The organism is Bacteroides sp. B1-V-101, assembly GCF_023656585.1.
Classification (GTDB): domain Bacteria; phylum Bacteroidota; class Bacteroidia; order Bacteroidales; family Bacteroidaceae; genus Bacteroides; species Bacteroides thetaiotaomicron.
This window is the reverse complement of record NZ_JAMOKH010000003.1, coordinates 199,549-221,561: the sequence shown is the minus strand read 5'-3', so window position 1 is coordinate 221,561 and position 22,013 is coordinate 199,549. Positions and strand designations below refer to the sequence as shown.

The 22,013-nt window shown below is 40.0% G+C and carries 12 protein-coding genes, 1 tRNA gene and 3 pseudogenes; 13 read left to right on the top strand and 3 right to left on the bottom strand.

Translation table 11 applies throughout. The features are described 5' to 3' along the window. Nucleotides 1–107: 107 nt before the first annotated feature. The 5 genes from NBH01_RS03990 to NBH01_RS03970 all read left to right on the top strand — a co-directional run bounded on the left by NBH01_RS03990 (nt 108) and on the right by NBH01_RS03970 (nt 9,697). On the top strand, nt 108–3,494 hold the full coding sequence (locus NBH01_RS03990; protein WP_055229710.1) for a TonB-dependent receptor: 3,387 nt from the start codon (nt 108–110) through the stop codon (nt 3,492–3,494). Nucleotides 3,495–3,523: 29 nt separating this feature from the next. Beyond that, a complete protein-coding gene (locus NBH01_RS03985) occupies nt 3,524–5,329 on the top strand; it encodes a RagB/SusD family nutrient uptake outer membrane protein (RefSeq protein ID WP_225679885.1) in 1,806 nt (601 codons plus the stop codon). A gap of 73 nt (nt 5,330–5,402) precedes the next feature. After that, complete coding sequence (locus tag NBH01_RS03980; protein ID WP_225679883.1) at nt 5,403–6,851, top strand: sulfatase; 1,449 nt, start codon at nt 5,403–5,405, stop codon at nt 6,849–6,851. Nucleotide 6,852: 1 nt separating this feature from the next. Beyond that, nucleotides 6,853–8,901: a beta-glucuronidase LacZ4 gene (gene lacZ4 / locus NBH01_RS03975; RefSeq protein WP_055298369.1), complete on the top strand. Its 2,049-nt coding sequence runs from the start codon at nt 6,853–6,855 to the stop codon at nt 8,899–8,901. 223 nt (nt 8,902–9,124) lie between these two features. After that, nucleotides 9,125–9,697, top strand: a complete 573-nt coding sequence (locus NBH01_RS03970; RefSeq protein WP_008765622.1) for a GNAT family N-acetyltransferase — start codon at nt 9,125–9,127, stop codon at nt 9,695–9,697. Between the two features lie 131 nt (nt 9,698–9,828). On the opposite strand, the pseudogene NBH01_RS03965 reads toward NBH01_RS03970, so the two are convergent. After that, nucleotides 9,829–10,044, bottom strand: a pseudogene (locus NBH01_RS03965) (hypothetical protein); the annotation flags it as partial. 48 nt (nt 10,045–10,092) lie between these two features. Between NBH01_RS03965 and NBH01_RS26625 the strand changes: the two are divergent. After that, nucleotides 10,093–10,191, top strand: a pseudogene (locus NBH01_RS26625) (AAA family ATPase); the annotation flags it as partial. A 64-nt stretch (nt 10,192–10,255) separates the two neighbouring features. Then, nucleotides 10,256–10,468, top strand: a pseudogene (locus NBH01_RS03960) (AAA family ATPase); the annotation flags it as partial. Between the two features lie 115 nt (nt 10,469–10,583). On the opposite strand, the gene NBH01_RS03955 reads toward NBH01_RS03960, so the two are convergent. Then, a complete protein-coding gene (locus NBH01_RS03955) occupies nt 10,584–12,269 on the bottom strand; it encodes a hybrid sensor histidine kinase/response regulator transcription factor (RefSeq protein WP_008765624.1) in 1,686 nt (561 codons plus the stop codon). A gap of 969 nt (nt 12,270–13,238) precedes the next feature. On the opposite strand from NBH01_RS03955, the gene NBH01_RS03950 reads away from it, so the two are divergent. The 3 genes from NBH01_RS03950 to NBH01_RS03940 all read left to right on the top strand — a co-directional run bounded on the left by NBH01_RS03950 (nt 13,239) and on the right by NBH01_RS03940 (nt 16,809). After that, a complete protein-coding gene (locus tag NBH01_RS03950) occupies nt 13,239–15,287 on the top strand; it encodes a DUF3352 domain-containing protein (RefSeq protein WP_008765626.1) in 2,049 nt (682 codons plus the stop codon). Nucleotides 15,288–15,504: 217 nt separating this feature from the next. Then, the gene (locus NBH01_RS03945) at nt 15,505–16,596 is read left to right on the top strand and encodes a PD-(D/E)XK nuclease family protein (RefSeq protein WP_055218050.1); all 1,092 of its coding nucleotides are present in this window, start codon (nt 15,505–15,507) and stop codon (nt 16,594–16,596) included. Nucleotides 16,597–16,735: 139 nt separating this feature from the next. After that, nucleotides 16,736–16,809: transfer RNA gene (locus tag NBH01_RS03940), tRNA-Arg, on the top strand. Between the two features lie 466 nt (nt 16,810–17,275). Here the strand turns inward: NBH01_RS03940 and NBH01_RS03935 are convergent. Continuing rightward, entirely contained in the window at nt 17,276–18,334 is a 1,059-nt protein-coding gene (locus NBH01_RS03935; RefSeq protein WP_055218011.1) for a TIR domain-containing protein, read from the bottom strand. A 91-nt stretch (nt 18,335–18,425) separates the two neighbouring features. On the opposite strand from NBH01_RS03935, the gene NBH01_RS03930 reads away from it, so the two are divergent. The 3 genes from NBH01_RS03930 (at nt 18,426) to NBH01_RS03920 (ending at nt 22,002) form a co-directional block, all read left to right on the top strand. Next, nucleotides 18,426–18,665: a hypothetical protein gene (locus NBH01_RS03930; RefSeq protein ID WP_225693631.1), complete on the top strand. Its 240-nt coding sequence runs from the start codon at nt 18,426–18,428 to the stop codon at nt 18,663–18,665. 267 nt (nt 18,666–18,932) lie between these two features. Continuing rightward, nucleotides 18,933–20,618: a transcriptional regulator gene (locus NBH01_RS03925; protein WP_225693630.1), complete on the top strand. Its 1,686-nt coding sequence runs from the start codon at nt 18,933–18,935 to the stop codon at nt 20,616–20,618. 49 nt (nt 20,619–20,667) lie between these two features. Then, a complete protein-coding gene (locus tag NBH01_RS03920) occupies nt 20,668–22,002 on the top strand; it encodes a type III secretion system chaperone family protein (protein ID WP_055218006.1) in 1,335 nt (444 codons plus the stop codon). Nucleotides 22,003–22,013 lie beyond the last annotated feature (11 nt).

Sequence of the window (22,013 nt, the reverse complement as noted above, 5' to 3'; positions counted from 1 at the left end):
TGGACACAGCCGATAGATATATCGGCAGTCCGCAGCTACGATAAATAACTATATGTTAACCTTTAATAGTGATAAAAATGAGATTGATAATAAGAAAAACATTATTGATGTTTCTGCTTTTGTCCCTAAGTAATGTCCTGACAGGTTTTCAACTTTCAGCGCAGGAACAAAACAAGAAGTTCAGTGTCAAAGCAGATAACGTTACTTTGAAAGAAGCCATTGAAGTAGTCAGGAAGCAGGGAAATTATTCTTTTCTGATTCGCAATAACGACATTGACCTGAATAAGAAAGTCTCTGTGAACGTGGACAAGGGTACAATTAATGACGTGATGGCCCAACTGCTGACTGGTACGGGGATCAGTTATGAAGTGAATGGAAACCGAGTGGTCATATTCCATGCCGCAGTGCCTGAAAAGGAACAGGGAAAAGCGTTTGTCCTGAAAGGCAAAGTGACCGATCCTTCGGGTGAAGGAGTGATTGGTGCCAATGTGAAAGTGCTGAATTCTACGGAAGGCACGATTACGGATATGGATGGAAACTTTTCTCTGTCGGTGACTCCGAATGCACGATTATCCGTGTCTTATATCGGATATGCTACGCAGGAAGTCGTTGTCAAAAATCAGACTCCTTTGCACATTGCTCTGAAAGAAGACAGCCGTCTGATTGACGAAGTGGTGGTAGTAGGCTACGGTGTACAGAAGAAAGCGAATCTGACCGGTGCGGTAAGCAGTGTGAAGATGGATGAAGTATTGGGAGACCGTCCGGTAGTGTCGGTCAGCGATGCCTTGAAAGGTGCGATGCCCGGTTTGCAGATTACGGGTAACTCCGGTAGACCAGGAGAGGAAATGAGTTTCAATATCCGTGGTGTCAACAGTCTGGATAAGAATGGCAAACCGTTGGTTCTGGTGGATAACGTAGAAATGGATATCAATATGCTCGATCCGAATGATATTGAATCAGTAACGGTCTTGAAAGATGCTGCTTCTTCGGCTATCTACGGGGCACGTGCCGCATTTGGCGTCATTCTGATTACGACAAAGAAAGGATCGGATTCAACCAGGCTTTCTATTAATTATTCTAACAATTTCTCATTTAGCAGACCTGCCAATATGCCTCGTAAGGCAACACCGCTTCAGACGGTGCAGGCTTATAAAGACATGGGAACCATCAACTATCAGAGTGGACAGAATGTGGATACGTGGCTGGATTTATTGAAAGAATACAATGCCAATCCTTCGGCTTATCCCGATGGGTATGCAATGGTGGACGGATTGCGCTATAGTCTGGCAGAAACCAATCTGTTTGATGATATGATGGAGACCGGTTTCCAGCAGACGCACAATCTTTCTGTAGGTGGCGGCACGAAAGATATATCTTATCGTTTCTCTTTCGGTATGGTCGATGAGAATGGAGTGCTGGCCTCGGACAAGGATGCGTATAAACGTTACAATGTGTCTTCTTATATCCGTTCGGACGTATTCTCATGGATTACTCCGGAACTGGATATCAAATACACGAACTCGAAATCAGAATTGCCGGAGACTTCGGGAGGATATGGAATCTGGGGAGCAGCCGTTGCCTTCCCGTCTTATTTCCCTACCGGAACAATGAATATCGACGGAGAAGAACTACCGATTAATACTCCCCGGAATCTGATTAATCTTGCTTATCCGACGACTATCCAGAAAAACAATATCCGTATCTTCGGAAAGGTGACGATTACTCCTTTGAAGAACGTCAAACTGGTGGGTGAATATACATACAACCATCTGAGTAATGAAAAGACCAAGTTTGAAAAGAAGTTCTATTATGCCCACGGAGGTAACTTTGTGAAAGAGACTTCGACGGCAAACTCTAAGTATGAAAACTCCAACGGCATTACCGATTATAATGCCTTGAACTTCTACGGAAACTACAATAACACATGGGGCAAGCATGAAGTCACCGTGATGGGAGGTTTCAATCAGGAGAGCAGTGACTATCGCTATGCGGAAATGTCGCGTATGAACATGATTAACGAGGACCTTCCTTCTATATCGCAGGCTACGGGAGATTATTTCGCTAAAGATAAATTCGAACGCTATACGGTAAGAGGATTATTCTATCGTATCAACTACTCCTTTGCCGGCAAATATCTGATTGAAACGAACGGACGCTATGACGGCTCTTCCAAATTTCCGAAAGACAGTCGCTTCGGTTTCTTTCCTTCTGTCTCTGCCGGATGGCGTGTGAGCGAAGAAGCGTTTATGAAACCGTTGACATCCGTATTGTCTAACTTAAAATTGCGTGCTTCGTGGGGTAATATCGGCAATCAGAGTATCACTCCTTACGCTTATATTCCGGGCATGGATGCCGAGCAGGCTTACTGGACCGTTTCGGGTATCAAGGTAACTACCCTTAAACCAGCTGCATTGGTCAGTAACAGTTTTACCTGGGAGAAAGTGACGACTGTCGATGTCGGTTTTGATCTGGGTTTATTGAACAACAGGCTGAATCTTGTATTCGACTGGTATCGTCGTGATACGAAAGGTATGCTCGCTCCGGGAGCGGAATTACCGGCTGTACTGGGTGCAAGTGCTCCTTTGCAGAATACTGCCGATCTTCGTTCCAAAGGATGGGAGATCACTGTAGACTGGAATGATCAGATCGGAAAAGTGAAATACAATCTGGGCTTCAACCTTTATGATGCTAAAACCAAGATTACCAAGTATAATAACGAGACAGGTCTCTTCGGCAAGGATAAGAACGATAAAGATACTTACCGTGTAGGTATGGAACTGGGTGAAATCTGGGGGTATGTTACCGACCGCCTGTATACTGTTGATGATTTTGATGCCGATGGCAAGCTGAAAGCAGGCATTCCAAAAGTGGAAGGCTACAATCCGAATCCGGGTGATATCCTGTATAAAGATCTGGATGACAACGATATTATCAACGGAGGTACAAGTACGACGAAAGATCCGGGCGACCGTAAGATCATCGGTAATAGTACCCGTCGTTATCAGTATGGCATCCACGGTGGTGCAAACTGGAAGGGGGTCTCTTTATCTTTCCTGTTGCAGGGAGTAGGCAAACGTGATTTGTGGATTATGAATGACTTGTTCTATCCGCACTATGACGCATGGACGACGGTATATGACACACAACTGAATTACTGGACGCCGGAACGCACAGACAGCTATTTCCCCCGTCTGTATGAGAAAGCTGCCGGAAATACAGCTGCCAATACACGTATTCAGACCCGTTATCTGCAGGATGGTTCCTACCTGAGTATCCGGAACATCACCTTATCTTATAATTTCCCGTCCAAGTGGATGACTAAGATCGGTGTCAATAATCTGGCTGTCTTCTTTAGCGGTGAGAATCTTTATACATTCGATCATTTGCCGAAAGGACTCGATCCGGAACGTTCGGTAACGGATGACTTGGGACAACGCGGTTTTACCTATCCGTATATGCGGCAGTATTCGTTTGGTATCAACCTTTCATTCTGATTGTTTCACTATTTAAAAGAGTAATTGTTATGAAGAAATATATACTGGGTACGGGCATTAGTCTCTGTTTGCTGATGTCGTCTTGTTTGAATGACTCTTTTCTGGAAGTTTATCCGAAAGGACAACAGACGGAAGCGACAGTCTTTACTACCTATGATAACTTCAAAACGTATGCATGGGGATTATATAATGTATTCTTCGGATATACGTATGATACGGGGCAGACGGACGAAATATTCCGCGGAGATTTTGAGTCGGACAATATGATCAAAGGTTTGTCCGGATATGAAGGGCAGTGGGCATACCAGAAGGCGAAGGCAACAGATGAAGTCAAGGAATGGGATTACGACTATATCCGCCGGGTAAATCTGATGCTGGACAATATCGATGGTTCGCAGATGAATGATACGGAGAAGGAGCACTGGCGCAGTGTCGGCTATTTCTTCCGTTCATATAAATACTTTCAGATGCTTTCCCGCTTTGGAGATATCCCTTGGGTGGAGAATGCGTTGAAAGAAGACAGTCCGGAACTGTACGGCAAACGGGATAGTCGCGATCTGGTGGCTTCGAATATCCTGTCCAACCTGAAATATGCGGAGACACATATCGGTGCGGACGATGGCAAAAACACCATTGGTATATCTGTGGTGCAGGCACTTATTTCCCGTTTTGCCTTGTTCGAGGGTACTTGGCGGAAATATCATGGATTGTCTGATGCCGAGACTTACTTGAAAGAATGTGTACGTGCGTCGGAAGAAGTCTTGAAGGTTTATCCGAATGTGCATCCACAGTATGACGAGCTTTTCAATTCGGAATCTTTGGATGGGGTAACGGGCATTATCTTGTATAAAGCCTATGAAACCGGTCAGTTGATGCATGGCCTGACACGCATGGTGCGTACCGGTGAATCTTATATTGAGGCGACAAAGGATGCGGTAGACAGTTATCTGTGTACGGATGGTCGTCCGGTAAGTACTACCACCAGTCGGTATGGCGGTGATAAGGAGATTTATGGACAGTTCCGCAACCGTGATTACCGGTTGTATCTGACGATATGTCCTCCCTATATGGTAAAGAAAGAAAATGGTCCGAGCACGGCCGACTGGAAATATACGGATGATGCGCAGGACAGAGAGTTTATAGATCTTCTTGCTACAATCTCCGGTGAGACTTATCATCGTTTGCCGTCTTCCAACTTCAAAGGATTCACGGTGCAGGGGCAGCCGCACTTCAAGAATCAGAACTGGGGACAGGGCTGGAATGCTTCTCAAATGGGATTCTGGGTATGGAAGTACTATAATACGCATACCGTAGCTACCAATGCCAATGGAGTGAATACGACAGATGCGCCTTTGTTCCGTGTAGGAGAGGTGATGGTGAATTATGCCGAAGCCATGTGCGAATTAGGTAAGTTTGATCAGACGGCTGCCGATAAATCCATTAATAAACTTCGTGCACGCGGACATGTAGCGAAAATGACGGTCGAAGACATTACAGATGATTTTGATACGGCCCGTGATCCTTCCGTTCCTGCTCTTCTGTGGGAGGTACGCAGGGAGAGACGTGTGGAACTGATGGGGGAAGGATTCCGTCTGGATGACCTTCGCAGATGGAAAAAAGGAGACTATGTCAATAAACGCCCGTTGGGAGTATATGTGACGGGAGCTTCGGCTAAAAATCTGAAAGTAACCGGCGGACCGAGTAATGACGAAGGGTATGTTTACTTCTTTGACGCTCCGCTCGGATGGCAGGAACATTATTACCTGTATCCGCTGCCTCTGAAGCAACTGGCACTGAATACGAATCTGGAACAGAATCCGGTATGGACTAAATAATTTTTTGAGTAAAAACAGAGGCAAGACCTGTAATATTTTGTATATTGCAGGTCTTGAAAATTTAAACTATAAAATGAAGAACGCTATTTCGGTAAAATATACCCTTCTTTGCGGGACAGCTTGCTGTATGGCCTCTGCTGTGCAGGCGCAGCACAATGTCTCCGATGTTTCCAGAATGAATGTTCTTTTTCTGATGGCTGACGATATGCGTCCCGAACTGGGTTGTTACGGAGTGGAGGCGGTTAAGACTCCGAATATGGATCGTCTGGCATCGAGCGGAGTCTTGTTTCAGAACGCTTATTGCAATGTTCCGGTGAGTGGCGCTTCCCGTGCCAGCCTTCTGACAGGCGTATATCCTCACTATCCCGATCGTTTTGTGAATTTCTCGGCTTATGCCAGCAAGGATTGTCCGGAGGCTATACCTCTTTCCGGATGGTTCACAAAGAATGGTTATCATACAGTTTCGGATGGCAAAGTTTTTCACCACATGAGCGATCATGCCGCATCGTGGAGCGAACCTCCCTACCGGAATCATCCGGATGGATACGATGTCTATTGGGCGGAATATAATAAATGGGAACTTTGGATGAACTCAGAATCGGGCAAGACGATCAATCCCAAGACTATGCGCGGACCGTTTTGCGAGTCAGCGGATGTTCCGGATACGGCATACGATGACGGAAAATTGGCGGAACGTGCCATTCGTGACCTGCGGCGTATAAAAGAAATGAACAAGCCGTTTTTCCTGGCTTGCGGATTTTGGAAACCTCATTTGCCGTTTAATGCTCCGAAGAAATATTGGGATTTGTATAAGCGGGAAGAGATACCTTTGGCTTCCAACCGTTTCAGACCGGAAGGCTTACCGGAACAAGTCCGTAATTCGAGTGAGATATATGCTTATGCACGGGTGGCTGATACGGGGGATACCGATTTTCAGCGGGAAGTGAAGCATGGATATTATGCTTGCCTGAGCTACGTGGATGCACAAATCGGAAAAGTGCTGGATGCTCTGGATGAGTTAGGCCTGGCGGAGAATACGATTGTGGTACTGTTGGGAGATCATGGCTGGAATCTGGGCGAACATGATTTTGTGGGTAAACATAATCTGATGGACCGTTCTACTCATGTGCCGTTGATTATCCGTGTGCCCGGAATGAAAAAAGGAAAGACCCGGTCGATGGTTGAGTTTGTAGATTTGTATCCTACTTTGTGCGAGTTATGCCAGATACCACAACCAGCAGAACAGTTGGATGGACAGAGCTTTGCAAAAGTTTTCAGCAATCTGAAGGCTAAGACGAAGGATGAAGTCTATATTCAGTGGGAAGGGGGAGACAATGCGGTTGATCAACGTTTTAGTTATGCCGAATGGATGAAAGGTGACGTGAAGAAAGCAAGTATGCTGTTCGATCATCGGATAGATAAAGAAGAAAACAAAAATAGAGTCAATGAGAAAAAATATAAGAGTAAAGTTGAATCACTCTCTTCTTTTATCAAAGTGAAGAAATCATCATTAAAAAAATAATATGAGAACACCAATTATGTCATGCTGCCGTTTGATGGCAGTTGCTTTATTTCTGTTTTGCAGTATGCCGCTATTTGCTCAGCGGCAGGATATTTTATTAAACGACAACTGGAAGTTCCGATTCTCGCATCAGGTGCAGAAAGGGTCGGAAATAAGAGTAGATCTGCCCCATACCTGGAATACACAGGATGCTTTGTCCGGAAAGATCGACTATAAACGGGGAATCGGTAATTATGAAAAGAAACTGTTCATTCGTCCCGAATGGCAAGGCAAGCGTCTTTTCCTTCGTTTCGAAGGGGCGAACAGTATAGCAGATGTATTTATCAATCGCCGTCATATCGGTGAACATCGTGGAGGATACGGAGCTTTTGTCTTTGAAATAACCGGAGAGGTGAATTATGGAAAAGAGAACTCTATATTAGTGCGGGTGAATAATGGAGAACAACTGGACGTGATGCCTTTGGTGGGTGACTTTAATTTTTATGGCGGTATTTACAGGGATGTGCATCTGCTGATCACTGATGAGGCATGTATTTCTCCTTTGAATTATGCATCTCCGGGAGTTCGTCTGATACAGGATAGTGTCAGTCATCAATATGCGAAAATAAGGGCGGTCGTTGATTTGGCAAATGGTAATAATGCCGGTCAGGAAGTAGAACTGGGTGTCCGTTTGCTGGATGGTCAGAAAGTGGTGGCGCAACAGAAACAGACACTTACTCTTGCCGGGAATGCAGCTTTGCAGCAGGAACTTACATTTGAGATAAATAATCCTCATCTGTGGAATGGCCGTCAGGACCCGTTCCTTTATCAGGCGGAGGTTTCTCTGTCGAGAGGAGGGCAGCTGGTAGATTGTGTGACGCAGCCTTTAGGACTTCGTTATTATCGGATTGATCCGGATAAGGGATTCTTTTTGAATGGCAAGCATCTGCCTCTTCACGGTGTTTGCCGGCATCAGGACAGGAGTGAGGTGGGTAATGCTTTACGTCCTCAGCATCATGAAGAAGATGCAGCCCTGATGCTGGAAATGGGAGTGAATGCGGTTCGGCTGGCACATTATCCGCAAGCTACCTATTTCTATGATCTGATGGATAAGAATGGGATTATTGTCTGGGCAGAAATACCTTTTATCGGTCCCGGAGGATATGATGATAAAGGATTTGTTAATCTGCCTTCTTTCCGTGCCAATGGGAAAGAACAGCTGAAGGAGCTGATCCGCCAACATTTTAATCATCCTTCCATCTGTGTATGGGGGCTGTTCAATGAACTGCTTGAATCCGGTGATAATCCGGTGGAATATATCAAGGAATTAAATGAGCTGGCGCATCAGGAAGATACTACGCGTCCTACCACTTCGGCAAGTAATCAAATGGGTGACTTGAATTTCATAACGGATGCCATCGCATGGAATCGGTACGACGGATGGTATGGAGGCACCCCGGCCGATTTAGGACGCTGGCTGGACGGTATGCATAGAGATTATCCGGAAATTCGTATTGCCATCAGTGAGTATGGTGCCGGTGCCAGCATTTATCATCAGCAGGATTCGTTGGTAAAATCCGTGCCAAACAGTTGGTGGCATCCGGAGAATTGGCAGACCTATTATCATATCGAGAACTGGAAAGCGATTTCTTCCCGTCCTTATATATGGGGTAGCTTTGTATGGAATATGTTTGATTTCGGTGCGGCTCACCGTACGGAAGGCGATCGTCCGGGAATTAATGATAAGGGGCTGGTTACCTTTGACCGGAAAGTACGTAAGGACGCGTTCTACTTTTATAAGGCTAACTGGAACAAGGAAGAACCTGTGCTTTATCTGGCCGGAAAACGTAACACCGTACGTTCCCGATGTCTGCAAACGATTACTGCATTCACTAATCAGCCCGGGGCGGAACTGTTTGTCAATGGAAAAAGCTATGGTAAGGCAATGCCGGATCAGTATGCTATTTTGGAATGGAAAAATGTGGAGTTGCAGCCGGGAGAGAATGAAATAAAAGTAGTTTCTATCAATAAAAAAGTAAAATTGATGGATAGTTTTCGCTGCAAACTATAGCATAATGCAATAGAAAGCATTACCTTTGCGGTCTATGTGTAAAGCTAAGAAGGAGTCCGTGAAGTAAATAACCTTTGGCAGTCTGTCAAGGTTATCCCTTAATTCATACTCTGGCATATTCTTGCCAGAGTTATTTTCATATTCTATATAATAAGTATAATCGCATGTCTATAAGACGGATAATAACTATCTGCAAGATATACATGCTCAAAAAAACAATGAAATGATAAATTCAATTAATATACAAATTAGAGAGACCAATACAGATGATTTCGACAGCATAATGACTGTTGAAAAACAAGCGTTTGGCTATGACAAAGAAGCACAGTTGGTAGCCGACCTGCTGGCTGACAAAACCGCAGAACCAATGGTTTCGTTGCTCGCTTTCTACAAAGGTGAGGCTGTCGGACACATTCTCTTCACCAGAGCCTATTTTGATGGTCAGGGAGCACTACAGATGATGCACATTCTTGCACCTTTAGCTGTCAAGCCGGAATATCAACGGCAGGGTATAGGCGGAATGCTGATACGGGCAGGCATAGAGAGGTTACAGGAAAAAGGTTCGTGCCTTGTGTTTGTATTGGGGCATAAAGAATATTATCCAGAATATGGTTTTATACCGGATGCAGCCAGGCTGGGTTATCCTGCTCCTTACCCGATACTGGAACAGTTCTCGGATTATTGGATGGTTCAGGCAATCAGTCCGAAGGGATTTGATGTGGATAAAGGAAAGATCAGGTGTTCGGATGAGTTGAACAAACCTGAACATTGGAGAGATGATGAATCGGACAGATAGTTCTCTGGTAGTAGTTTATTAAAATAGAGGAAATATATAAAGATTTAGGTAGCTTTATTAGTGCAGCCTAAATATAAGACTTATTTTTATGTGGGGCTGTCCAAAATCGGACAGCCCCTTTTTTAGATGTATTAGTATTTTCTATTATCTTTCATCGCCTTCCTCCACCTCTTAAAAGCCCTCATCAGGCTATCTTCCTTCACTGTACCTTCCATATTATAATGTTCCACAAAAAGCTCTATTGAGCGTTTGAACATGATTCCGTTTTTGAATTTATTCTCCAGCAGAAATTCATAGAGTTCCGCTCTCATTTCCACTTCGATTTCCTTTTCTATGGTTAATGCGGCGGATATAGGTGGATGAAGAGATATGCAATAAGCATTGATTGATGAACTATATTAAAATCGAAAGTTATATATGGAGATGAGAAAAAAGATCGTAGTCCGGAGGAACGATTCAGCTATATTATTCGTTGTGCCAATGAGCAGTCTGGTTGCGGAGTAGTGGTATTGGTGGATGAATACGATAAACCTCTGTTGCAGGCTTTGGGTAATTTTATTTATAGAATATCGGGTGGATGCCAACAATCCGCTTCCATTGATTTATCAGAGAGGTTAGCTGATTATCAAGGACTATGACAAAGAATTTCAACTTTATCGTTTGGCTTTCCCTAATGAAGAGGTTCGTTATGGTTTCCTTAATTTTTGGGTTCCTTATTACACACCGGTCAATGAAGATGAGAATTTCTATATAGGCAAATTCGTTCAGGAATAGCGTGTCGGAAAGGTACCTGAGCCCGATAAAAAGAAGTTTGGTTGATTGCGTCAACAATTCTTCTATCGGTCTCAGGTTGTTTTATTTAAAACTGCTTTTCAATATAAATACTTCAAACGTTTTTAATAGTATCAACTGGTGTCTTTCCGAAATACTTCTTATATTTTTCGCGGAAGTTATCCATATCTTTCATTCCGATTTTCTCTGGGACTTCGTTTACGCGATATTTTCCACTCTTTAACATTTCATGCGCTTTTTCCATGCGGATTTTGAGAATGAATTTGTTAAGTGCTTCGCCTGTTAATTGCGTCCACTTGTTGTAAAGACTTGTCCGGCTAATTCCAAGCTCTTTGGCAATGGAGTCTATGGTTAGTTTTTCATTATTCAGATTCTCCAGAATGATTTTAGTAACTTTACTTATCAAAGGGTGTTTACCATCCTGCAATATTTCTGACGCTTTTGTCTCCAAAAACTCTTCTCCAAATAATCGTTGTAAGAATGATTTTCGAAGAAAACGAGTGTTTTTGATAAGGATTGACATTTCAAGCTTTAAATCTGTTACACTAAAGGGCTGTTGCAAGAATGTATCGGCTAAAGAAGTCTTTCTTCTATTGTGCTGGTTAATATCTATATGCGAACTATAAAGTATGATAGGTATGATTGATGTTTCGCAAGATGTTTTCAATCTTGATGAGAGTTCGACACCATCCATGTTTTGAAGTTCTGTATCACAAATCACTAAATCAGGATATTCATTTTTTATGTAAGCCATCGCTTCGATGCCATCTCTAAAACTTTTAATAGTAAACTCTTCCGTTAAACAACTTGTCAGATAGGATCGGAAATCATCATTACTGTCGGCAAGTACGACTGTCGGCTTGTGAGAACTTCTTTTACAGGGAGCCTTTGAAAGCAAACGATCTATCTTTTCAATCTCAGTATGATTGGTGATACTCAATGCCGAATGATTTAATTGGTTTTTACAAGAGCATTTTACTGGAAACTTTAATGTGACAGTATGATATGTACTGTTTACTATGATTTTTCCATTACACAAATTCGTTAGTTTCTTATATAATATGCTTTTTGCAAAATCGCATTCAAATTCTGTTGTCTGTCTCATCAACCGATGTTTATTTTGATTATAAAGCTTTGTCAGTTTACCATCTCCTGAATCGGGTACACTTATTTCCCAATGTTCCTGACTGATAGAAATCAGTAATGTAATGTTTGTTTTTGGTTTGGAACAGTCGATTGCATTAGTTATGAATTTATCGATAATTGGTGAGACTTTGCTTTTGTCAAACCATACACTGGCATAGGTGAAGTTTGTATTGATGATTAGTTTTATGTGTTTATTCGTTGCATAGCCTTGTAGGGATTGAATTCTGCTTCTTACATAGCTTCCTAATTCATGTTCGGTAATGTCCATGGCTTCGGGATGATTATGCAAATATTTCAATCCGGACAATCTGTCCAGATTCTCATTTAAGCATTCTATATTCCGAATAGCTAGTAATAAATCATTCTTCATATTCTCGGGACAGGTGTCACTACAGATCGTTCGTAAAGGAACATGGACTAAGGTAATTGGATTTCGAATACTTTGGAAAGAATCTATAAAATACTGGTTCTCTTCTTTGAGGAAATTTCTTTCTTTTTGTATGGAAAGATAATGAAATAAATGCCAGTAGAGATAGAAACTTATTACAATCAACAATAAAACTAAGTATGATTGATTCTCAAATATTGTTGCTATTAAGAAAGATGCAGCAATAGATATTGTCTTTAAATACATCATGTTGTTATATTTTAAATGACGTCACTCCTAAAGAGTTTGCTTTTTCTTTCTAATTCAAAAGACATAGTAGATTATATGCCAACTATGATTTCATAATTGTGCACATCTATAAACTCAAATAATATGATCTCAAATTTGTTTGTTTTTTGGGAGGTCAATATTGATCATGAGTTATGTTTATTGAAAATTCAATTTCTAAATGTCTTGAACTATCAATAAAAAAGCAAAGTCCCCCAAGTAACAATAATTATTTTCATTTATTTGTATTAGGCATAATAAACTAGCCTCAGGTGAATAATCAGGGGAGGAGGCGATCTTATATTATGTATGCTATCGGACCATGATGTCTCAATAGCTGTTTGTTTGTGCTCAATCATGAATTAATATCAAATAAAATACATTTGTTCCCTTCTGATAAAGCAGGAAATTGTATTTACGAAGTAAATGTAACTTGTAATAACATGAAAACAATCATTTTGTTTGCTTTATTTGGTAGATTGTTGTAAAATTATTTATTTTGTTTATTAATTAACTGAAAGTTGTATAATTGCCTTAGGTTAACACAAAGTATATTGTAAATGAAATTTTGGAATTTATAGATGTAAGATAGAATGATGAATTTGTGTTTTAAAATAAAAATATAAATATGTGATATAATAATGTACTTATATGTATTAAAAGGTGATGAATATACACTAATAGTATGCAAGTTGGTTATTTTAGTTTTCTACTTTTTTTTCTTGTCCCTTTTTTGTTTTAAGCAGATGTCTTTGTTTAAAAAACTTTATTCCAATTCATCTGCGCACGATTTTATCTTATCCTTTCATTCCCTAAGAAGATGGAGTAGTTGTGATCTGTGGCGGATATAGGTGGATGAGAAGATTTAAAGTATAAACCGACCTATGAATTTCATCTTCCATCTTTTTTTTAGTAATTTTGCCCAATCAACTCAATAACAAATAAATAATGGATGAATTAAACAATGGGGAACAAGGGCAATATGTCGAACCCGGGAAAAATGAGAAGAAAAATAATACACGAAAAATTGTAAAAAGAACTTTGATTACGGCAGGACTAGCTTTGGCTGTATACATGGTATACTCCATCGTTTATCTGTTTATTTCGCCCGACCGTAATATTCAGCAGATCTATCTGGTGCCAGAGGATGCAGCGTTTATCATTCAGTCATCTGCTCCGATAGAAGACTGGGAAAAGTTTAGTGGAAGCGAAACCTGGCAATGTCTGAGAAAAGCGAAATCATTTGAAGAAGTTGCGAAGAGCGTGGAAAAGCTTGACTCGGTTGTCAAAAGCAATAAAGTACTGTTATCACTGGTCGGTCAGCGGGATCTGCTTATCTCACTTCATAAGACCCGCGCTACCGATTGGGATTTTCTGCTTATAGTAGATATGCAGAAAGCTTCTAAAATGGATTTATTGAAGGATCAGGTCGAAACAGTGCTGGCAATGTCCGGCTTTACTGTCACTAATCGAATGCATAATGGAATTAACATTCTTGAAATGCGTGATCCGGATACCCGTGATGTCTTTTATACTGCTTTTGTGGATAATCACCTGGTAGGCTCTTATACTTCCGGCCTTGTTGAATCTGCCATCAACTCCCGTAATAAGCCTAAGATCGGACTTGACCAGTCTTTTATTGAAACGGAAAAATTAGTTTCCGGTAAAGGGCTTGTCAGGGTATTTATCAACTATGCCCGTATTCCTCAGTTTATGTCCATTTATCTGGGAGCGAGAAATGAATATGTCGATCTGTTCAGTAATTCTATGAATTTTGCGGGCCTTTACCTGAATATGGATAAGGACCGGATGGAAGTGAAAGGTTATACGTTGAAGAAAGATTCGGTGGATCCTTATATCACTGCCTTGCTGAATTCGGGAAAGCATAAAATGAAAGCTCACGAGATTTTGTCCGGGCGAACGGCTCTTTATACAAATATCGGCTTCGATAGTCCGGTAACTTTCGTGAAGGAACTAGAGAACGCTCTGTCTGTTCATGATAAACTGTTGTATGACTCTTATCAGAGTTCGCGGAAAAAGATAGAAAGCCTGTTTGGTATTTCTCTGGAAGAGAACTTCCTGAGCTGGATGTCCGGAGAGTTTGCCATAACGCAATCCGAACCGGGCTTATTAGGACATGATCCTGAAGTGATTCTGGCTATTCGGGCAAAAAGCATCAAAGACGCCCGTAAGAATATGGAGTTTATTGAAAAGAAGATCAAACGCCGGTCTCCGGTTAAGATAAAGTCTGTTAATTATAAGGACTTTGAAATCAATTATGTTGAAATGAAAGGTTTCTTCCGTCTGTTCTTCGGAAAGCTGTTTGATAAATTTGAGAAGCCATATTATACTTATGTGGATGATTATGTCGTTTTCAGCAATAAACCGGCTTCCTTGCTTTCCTTTGTAGAAGATTACGAACAGAAGAATTTACTGAAGAATAATGCAGGATTTAAGGATGCTTATTCGTATATGAAATCAAGTTCCACAATCTTCTTGTATACAGATATGCACAAGTTCTACTCACAATTGAAACCTATGATGAATCCCGCTACATGGAATGAAATACAATCGAATAAAGATATCTTGTATTCATTTCCTTACTGGACGATGCAGGTAATCGGAGATAACAACCAAGCTTCTCTGCAGTATGTGATGGATTACCGTCCGTACGAGCCGGAAGAGGTGGTGGCCGTTGTCAGCGATGAGGAAGATCAGGATATGGATGAAGAAGCTGTGACCGAAAAGGAGCAGATGAGTGAGTTAAAGCGTTTCTATATTGAGAAGTTTGAAGGAAATGTTCTGCGTGAGTTCTATCCGGAAGGAGCATTGAAAAGCGAAGCGGAAGTGAAAGAGGGAAAACGTCACGGACGTTACCGTGAATATCACGAAAATGGAAAGCTCAAGCTTCGTGGGAAATATTCAAATAATCAGCCTAAAGGCACATGGAAGTATTACACCGAAGAAGGTGAATTTGAACGGAAGGAGAAGTTTTAAATGAACTTCTCCTGATTGGATATATATCTTATTTAATATTTTCTTCTGTGCTGGGACAAGAAGTTATCTATAAAGCGGACGATATAAACGACAGCAACTCCGGCTATGACCAATACGATAATACGACTCAACATAGTTTTTGATTTTATATTTGACAGGCACAAAGATAAATAAGATATATGATATATGGGATATCGGGATAAGAAAAAATAATTCTATGGGAGATATAAAGTCATATATTCAGTTATTGCGGAAATTTAGCCAATTGCCGCATGAGAAAAATGAAATTACTTTTATGGAGATTTGTAAGTATCCATATAGTAGGTTTGAAGAAATCTGTAGTCGTGTTTTACAATTTTATTTTAATCCGGTTGCAGAGCACAAATTGCATGATTTACTGTTACATTCGCTTTTGGAACTAGTACAGCAGGCTAATTCTTTATATGATAAGCAACAGATTCGTATCCGAACGGAAGAAGATGCGGACGGAAAACGTATGGATTTACTTATTGAAACTCCAGATTTTATAGTCTGTATTGAAAATAAAATAATGGCTGCTGTATATAATCCTTTGAATATCTATAAAAAGAACTGTATGTACAGATATGGTAATAAGAAATGTATTTTTATAGTCCTCTCTGCACGACGTATCACTGATATTAATGAATTGAAATACATTCATCAAAATGGCTTCAGAGTCATAACTTATGCGGATTTCTTTAGAGTAGTGAAGCTTAATATGGGAAGCTATTTGACTACTTGTAATCAGAAATATCTAACTTATTTATTAGACTTTATTAAAACGATTGAGAATATGACACATCGTATAGAACAGAATCCAGAGAATGAGTTTTTCTTTGAAAATCAGGAAGAAATTAAAGAACTGATTATTCGTTATCAGAACTATCAGAATAATATACTTTCTATTCAAAAGGAACAAATCAGTATGTTGAAAACTAAAATAATAGAGTCTACAAAAGCTGAATGGTGGGTTTGGGAAGGTTGGGATTTAGGTATCTCCTTCAATGATAAAGGACCTAGAATTGGAATTGAATCAAGCTATCATGCAACCAAGGATAATCCAATTGGAGAGTTTAAGATTTATATTACAACTTGGAGAAAAAAAGATTGGTATCCTTATAAACAGCAATTACTTGAGAAATATCCAAAACGGTATTTAGATGAGGATGCGGACGGACGCGTATATTTTCATGTAGATGTTATAAAAGACAATAATGTGGATTTAATTCTGAATAGGCTTACAGAGTATTATCAGGTGGTAAATAATTTAGCAGCAGAAATAAAATAATCTTTAATAGAATAACATTTATAATACATATTTTATAAATGGCTGATTTCTAGTAATAAAGAAAAATGTGAATAAAAAAGTATCGAAAAGTTTTTGAGTTCTCGTAAAAAACACTACCTTTGCATCCGCAAATAAGGATGGTTCCGTAGCTCAGCTGGATAGAGCAACGCCCTTCTAAGGCGTGGGTCAAGCGTTCGAATCGCTTCGGAATCACTGGTGAAGACTGATTATAAAATATATAATCAGTCTTTTATCTTTTATAATAAAAGCCTGAGTGCTATAAAAAAGATACAATTTCCCATTTGCAGGTCACTAACAGTGGAAAAACAGTCTCTTAAACTTATGGCCTATGTCTTTCTAATTTTCTAAGAGATGTTGATCACGATCTTTTTTTCAAATTCACAGATATCCTATTCTGTAATCCTATAGGTAGGTTTAACGATTGAGCCCACATCTCTAATGTTGCATTATCTAACTGAGAATAACTTAAATGCTCTTTTTTCGCATTTGCTTCACCCATATTAAGACTCACAATGCCTCCCTTATAATCTCTTACTTCATGAATATAGCTATCCGAACATACGTCAGTGTAGAAAGGCTTGAGGAGAGCTTATGACTGCAACACTGCAATTGGCACATTAAAACCGTTTCAACATTTTGGAAATGATAAAGAATAGATTTACTCTTCATTTAATGAAGCCATAGAACCGGCATACAAACTCATCGTTAGTAATCGAGTGACGAGCGCTTTGAATTCATTTAAAGCCTCATCACTAATTGTAAATACCTGCTTCTGATTCTTAGTAAATAGCTTTAGCGCATCTATAGAAAAATCACCTCCCAGTCCTATAGCAAATTTGTTGGATTTTTTAAAAAAGTGATTGTTCCAAAGTTTTGCCATATGTGGAAGGTATTCATCAGTTGGTTCTCCATCAGTTATCAAGAAAAGTACTGGAGGTATGATACCAGCAGGACAATTATCTAAAGAAAATAATATTTTTTTAGACATTACGTTGTCTAACTCGTGACACGCGTATCCTAAATCAGTTAATCCCCTCGCATCAATTAATTTCCATCTAAAAAACTCTATATTAATTGGCTCTGCATACATCCATTGACAACCTGAACTAAATTGAAGTATATTTATTTTTATATCAATATCAGGATTAATTATGCTGAAATTCTCAAATACAGATGCTAAAGATGCATTTAAAGCTTCCATTCGTTCTCCGTACATACTCCCTGAACTATCTATCAGAAACATTAGGTAAAGTACCTTTTTTTGTCCTGATTCATCTAAAAATAGTGAAGGAAATGACTTTTCTAAATTTTGGTTAGAACTCCAAGATTTTATATTACTATAAAACTTTTCTAGTTGTTCGTGAACATTTACATCTATAACATCCACTTCTCCAAAATTAAATAAGAACCATCCTTTTGGTGTACATCTATCAATGTTAAGAGGAATGAGTTTCTTTCCTACCTTATCTGCGTATGTGATTTCTTTTTGAGCATATTTAGATGCCATAGAATTATCTGAAAGGAGAAAGATAACGTATTTAGAGTTATCGATGGCTGAAACTATAACATCAACGAATTGTTCTCCACTTTCAATTCCTTCCATATCCATCCAGCATTTCTTTCCCGTAATGCTCTCAATGTTGTTTTTAATCTGCTTTGCTACGCCAAGATCTTTACGACTATAGCTAATAAACGCAAAATATTTATTCTCCTCCATGGTTTCTATCAGTTAAACTTGCAAATGATAATCAATCCTTCACAAAGATAGAACTTTTCTTTCATATCACATCTTGCAAGCTCTAATCAAATTGAAATACTATTTAGAATTTCCAGAAGGATTTAAAATTTGGGAAAGAGAAAACTATAAATTTCTTTTTCAGGAATATAAAAAATATCGAGGATCTATTTTGATGCGGAAAAACAATTTGGACTCTTTTATTGCTTTTACATTTTTGGGCGACTTTTGTGGCGATGAAGCTATTATGGATAGTCGTAAAATTAATGATAAATGGATCATTGAAAAGTATATATTGCTGGGAGTATTGTAAGAGTCTGTTTGCGGTTGGCTCTTTTATTATCTATTGATGATGCAGGTAATTTCTGTTATTCCGAATATTAGTTTATCCCCTATAAAACAGTAAATGTCCCCCTATATACCCCTTGCTATATACTATATTCATTTGATAAACAGGCAAATATTTAGTTTTGTCAAGAATCTATTTATACCCCCATTTTATAAAGGAACTCCCATTATTATTCCTACATTTGCATTCAGAGATTCGTCTCTTTAGTTGGGAAACATAAACCTTTTGTTCATGAAGCATTTACGACAAACTTTACTTTTTATATTGTTAGGATTCTTATTGACTGCTTGTCATCATACAGCCGACCGATTGTTATCTATCGAACAATTGATCAAGCTGAAACCGGACAGCGCTCTTTCTTTACTTCGCCAAATTCAGTATCCGGAGAAACTGTCGGATTCAAATAGGGCTTTGTATGCATTGCTAATGACTCAGGTGATCAATCAGTCATCTGATGAGGAACATAAAAGTGATTCACTTATATCTGTTGCAATCGATTATTATAAAGGAACCACGGACTCTGTTCATGCGGCACTGGCTTATTATAATGCCGGTCTGGTAGCAATGGATAATGAAGATTCGGAAGCTTCCCTGCATAATTTCCTAAAGACAATCGATTGGTTGGGAGAGAATGATAACGATGAACTTCAATTCATGGTCAGGTATAAAATGAGTCGTCTTTTCAACTTGCGACTGATTCCTGATGAGGAACTACGGTTGGGGAAGGCAGCGTTACCTTATGCCGAACGGACAGGCAGCCCTTTGTATATCTGTGCACTGTTGCCGTATATCACTCACGGATTTATGCAGACAAATCAACTGGATAGCGCCTATAAATATTCTGTGCAAGCGATACAACTGGCTGAGAAAGAGAACTTGGTCCGAACATTATCACATATTTATTCACAGCATGCCCATCTTTGCATGGCGATGAAGGACTATAAACAGGCGTTGATGTATCGCGATAAAGATTTGGCTATTCTATTTGAACTTTTCGGAGAGGAAAATGAATATATCTATGATCATTATATAAATAAGGCAAACACACTGACTGAACTGCATCAGTATGATTCTGCTTTCTACTACATTAATAAAGCGGTGGAAGATACAACAGATATACAATATACAACTCGAAGGTCTTTGGCTAAGGCTGAGATTTATGCCGCTACCGGGCAGATGGATTCGGCATATTATTATATGAACCGACATGCTGACTTGCGGGATAGGCTCATAGAGGAGAGAGATAAGGAAGGCTTACTGACTTTGCACCGGAATTATCACAATGATGAATTGAAAAAAGCCAATACCTGTCTCTGGCAACAGGCGGTAGAAAGGAAGCTGCAACTGTACGTTGTGACTATTGTTTGTTGCCTGGCGATTTTGTTAGGGGGGGGAATCTACTTCTTTTTATATAAAAGGAAACAACAGGAAGTATTGCGTCAGAAAGGACAGATTGCCCATCAGCAGGAGTTGCTGAAGTACCGTGAAATAGAAAAACTACAGGCAGAAAAAGACTTGTCGGAAGCTAAGGAAAGGGAAGCGCAGATTCGGGAGAAAGAGGCTTTACTAAAGGTTGAGTTCTTTAAGCGCCTGAATGAAACTTGTATTCCTGTGATTGAAAATCCGAAGACCCAGCAGAATATAATGCTCAAGAATGAGGACTGGAAAGTAATATTCAAGAATGCCAATAGTATCTTCCTGAATTTTACAGAACGTCTGAAGAATCAGTATCCTGCACTGAATGAGGAGGATTTGCGGTATTGCTGTATGGTGAAAATGCAGTTTTCGCAGACTGATATTGCTAAGATCATGCATCTGGAGAAAGATTCGGTGAAGAAAAGACTGAAAAGAATTCGTACCGAAAAGATGGGGATAGCGCAGGAAACGACATTGGAGGCTGTGCTTCGGGACTTTTAAATGATTAAGAATGAGAATGAAATAATTTGTTAAACCAAACATTAGAATTATGAAACAAACACTGAGTTTTCATAGTCCGATCATTGCTTCTACACAGAGCAAGGTGGATGTAGAAGCTTTTGAGAAGAGTACAGATGCTTTTGAAAAGGGAGAGCACTTACAGTCTTTTTATCTGTTGCTGGATTATATTGATCCGGAGTTACGCAGCAAATTTGGTAATGCGGAAGGAACGGAGTTTGCTGTGCCTCATGGTTCCATTATGGTCTATCTGAAGCTGGAGGGTGACCAACTGAATATTACAGCTCCGTTTCTGTTGCTGCCGGAAAAGGGAAGGATACCTTTACTGCGGCAGGTGGCAGCTTTGAATCTGACAGAACTGACATTAGCATGTATCTCTTTGCAGAATGATAAGTTGTTCTTTGACTTTCATTGTCCGGTGGCTTTATGCAATCCTTACAAGATGTACTATGTGCTTGAGGAAATTTGCCGGATAGGAGATAAATATGATGATGAATTTGTGACTAAGTTCAAGGCCGAGCGTATTTATGAACCCAAAATTACTCCATACGACGATGAAACGGTAGATAAGGTATACGAAGCTCTTCAGCAGACCTGCAAGGAATGTATGGACGCTGTAAAATACTTTGAGACAGAACGAAAGTATGGTTATGCCTGGAATATATTATCCAGTACGCTTCTTAAAATATGCTATTTTGTCTGTCCGCAGGGGCAACTGCTGAATGATCTTGATAAGGCGATTACAGATCACGGACGCGAGGATATGCCATTGCCGGAGATCGTATCCCGTACCAAATCTGTTGTCACACGCCTTCAGGAAATGACGAAGGAGCAACTGGCTACCGATCTTTACTTTGTTGAAACTTTCATTTCGGACAGACGCCGTTCCGTACTGAAAAACATTCAGGATAACTTTGAAGATACATACGAGAAAGCCGGCTCGGCATTGGAATCAGGTGACTTCATCGTTTGCTGCTTGCTTATTATTAATAAGTTCTATGAATTGTACTATTATAATAATGTGCAGAATGATGTGAATGCGGTAGTTGCGAAAGCTATGAAGGCTACCTCTGCCATGTCATGGGAAGAAGCTGCTCCGATATTATATGAAGCGATGGACAATATCATGGAAGGAGAACTGGATGTAGATGATGACGAAGAAGGTGGTGACGAAGACGGAGAAACAATGAGCTTCGACATGTCACAACTACAACAGATGCAACAGGAAATGATGCAGCAGGCGATGCAGAATATCGATATGGAGCAAATACAGAAGATGCAGCAACTTGCTATGGAGAATATGCAAAAGATGATGGCCGGTATGTATGGCAACAATAACAATACGGGAGAGGACACTAACAAATAAAGAACAAGACT

What these genes read in the sequence shown, in the direction of transcription:
- NBH01_RS03990 (WP_055229710.1), top strand. Translation starts at nt 108, where the DNA reads ATGTTTCTGCTTTTGTCCCTAAGTAATGTCCTGACAGGTTTTCAACTT.
- NBH01_RS03985 (WP_225679885.1), top strand. Translation starts at nt 3,524, where the DNA reads ATGAAGAAATATATACTGGGTACGGGCATTAGTCTCTGTTTGCTGATG.
- NBH01_RS03980 (WP_225679883.1), top strand. Translation starts at nt 5,403, where the DNA reads ATGAAGAACGCTATTTCGGTAAAATATACCCTTCTTTGCGGGACAGCT.
- lacZ4 (WP_055298369.1), top strand. Translation starts at nt 6,853, where the DNA reads ATGAGAACACCAATTATGTCATGCTGCCGTTTGATGGCAGTTGCTTTA.
- NBH01_RS03970 (WP_008765622.1), top strand. Translation starts at nt 9,125, where the DNA reads ATGATAAATTCAATTAATATACAAATTAGAGAGACCAATACAGATGAT.
- NBH01_RS03955 (WP_008765624.1), bottom strand. Translation starts at nt 12,269, where the DNA reads ATGTATTTAAAGACAATATCTATTGCTGCATCTTTCTTAATAGCAACA.
- NBH01_RS03950 (WP_008765626.1), top strand. Translation starts at nt 13,239, where the DNA reads ATGGATGAATTAAACAATGGGGAACAAGGGCAATATGTCGAACCCGGG.
- NBH01_RS03945 (WP_055218050.1), top strand. Translation starts at nt 15,505, where the DNA reads ATGGGAGATATAAAGTCATATATTCAGTTATTGCGGAAATTTAGCCAA.
- NBH01_RS03935 (WP_055218011.1), bottom strand. Translation starts at nt 18,334, where the DNA reads ATGGAGGAGAATAAATATTTTGCGTTTATTAGCTATAGTCGTAAAGAT.
- NBH01_RS03925 (WP_225693630.1), top strand. Translation starts at nt 18,933, where the DNA reads ATGAAGCATTTACGACAAACTTTACTTTTTATATTGTTAGGATTCTTA.
- NBH01_RS03920 (WP_055218006.1), top strand. Translation starts at nt 20,668, where the DNA reads ATGAAACAAACACTGAGTTTTCATAGTCCGATCATTGCTTCTACACAG.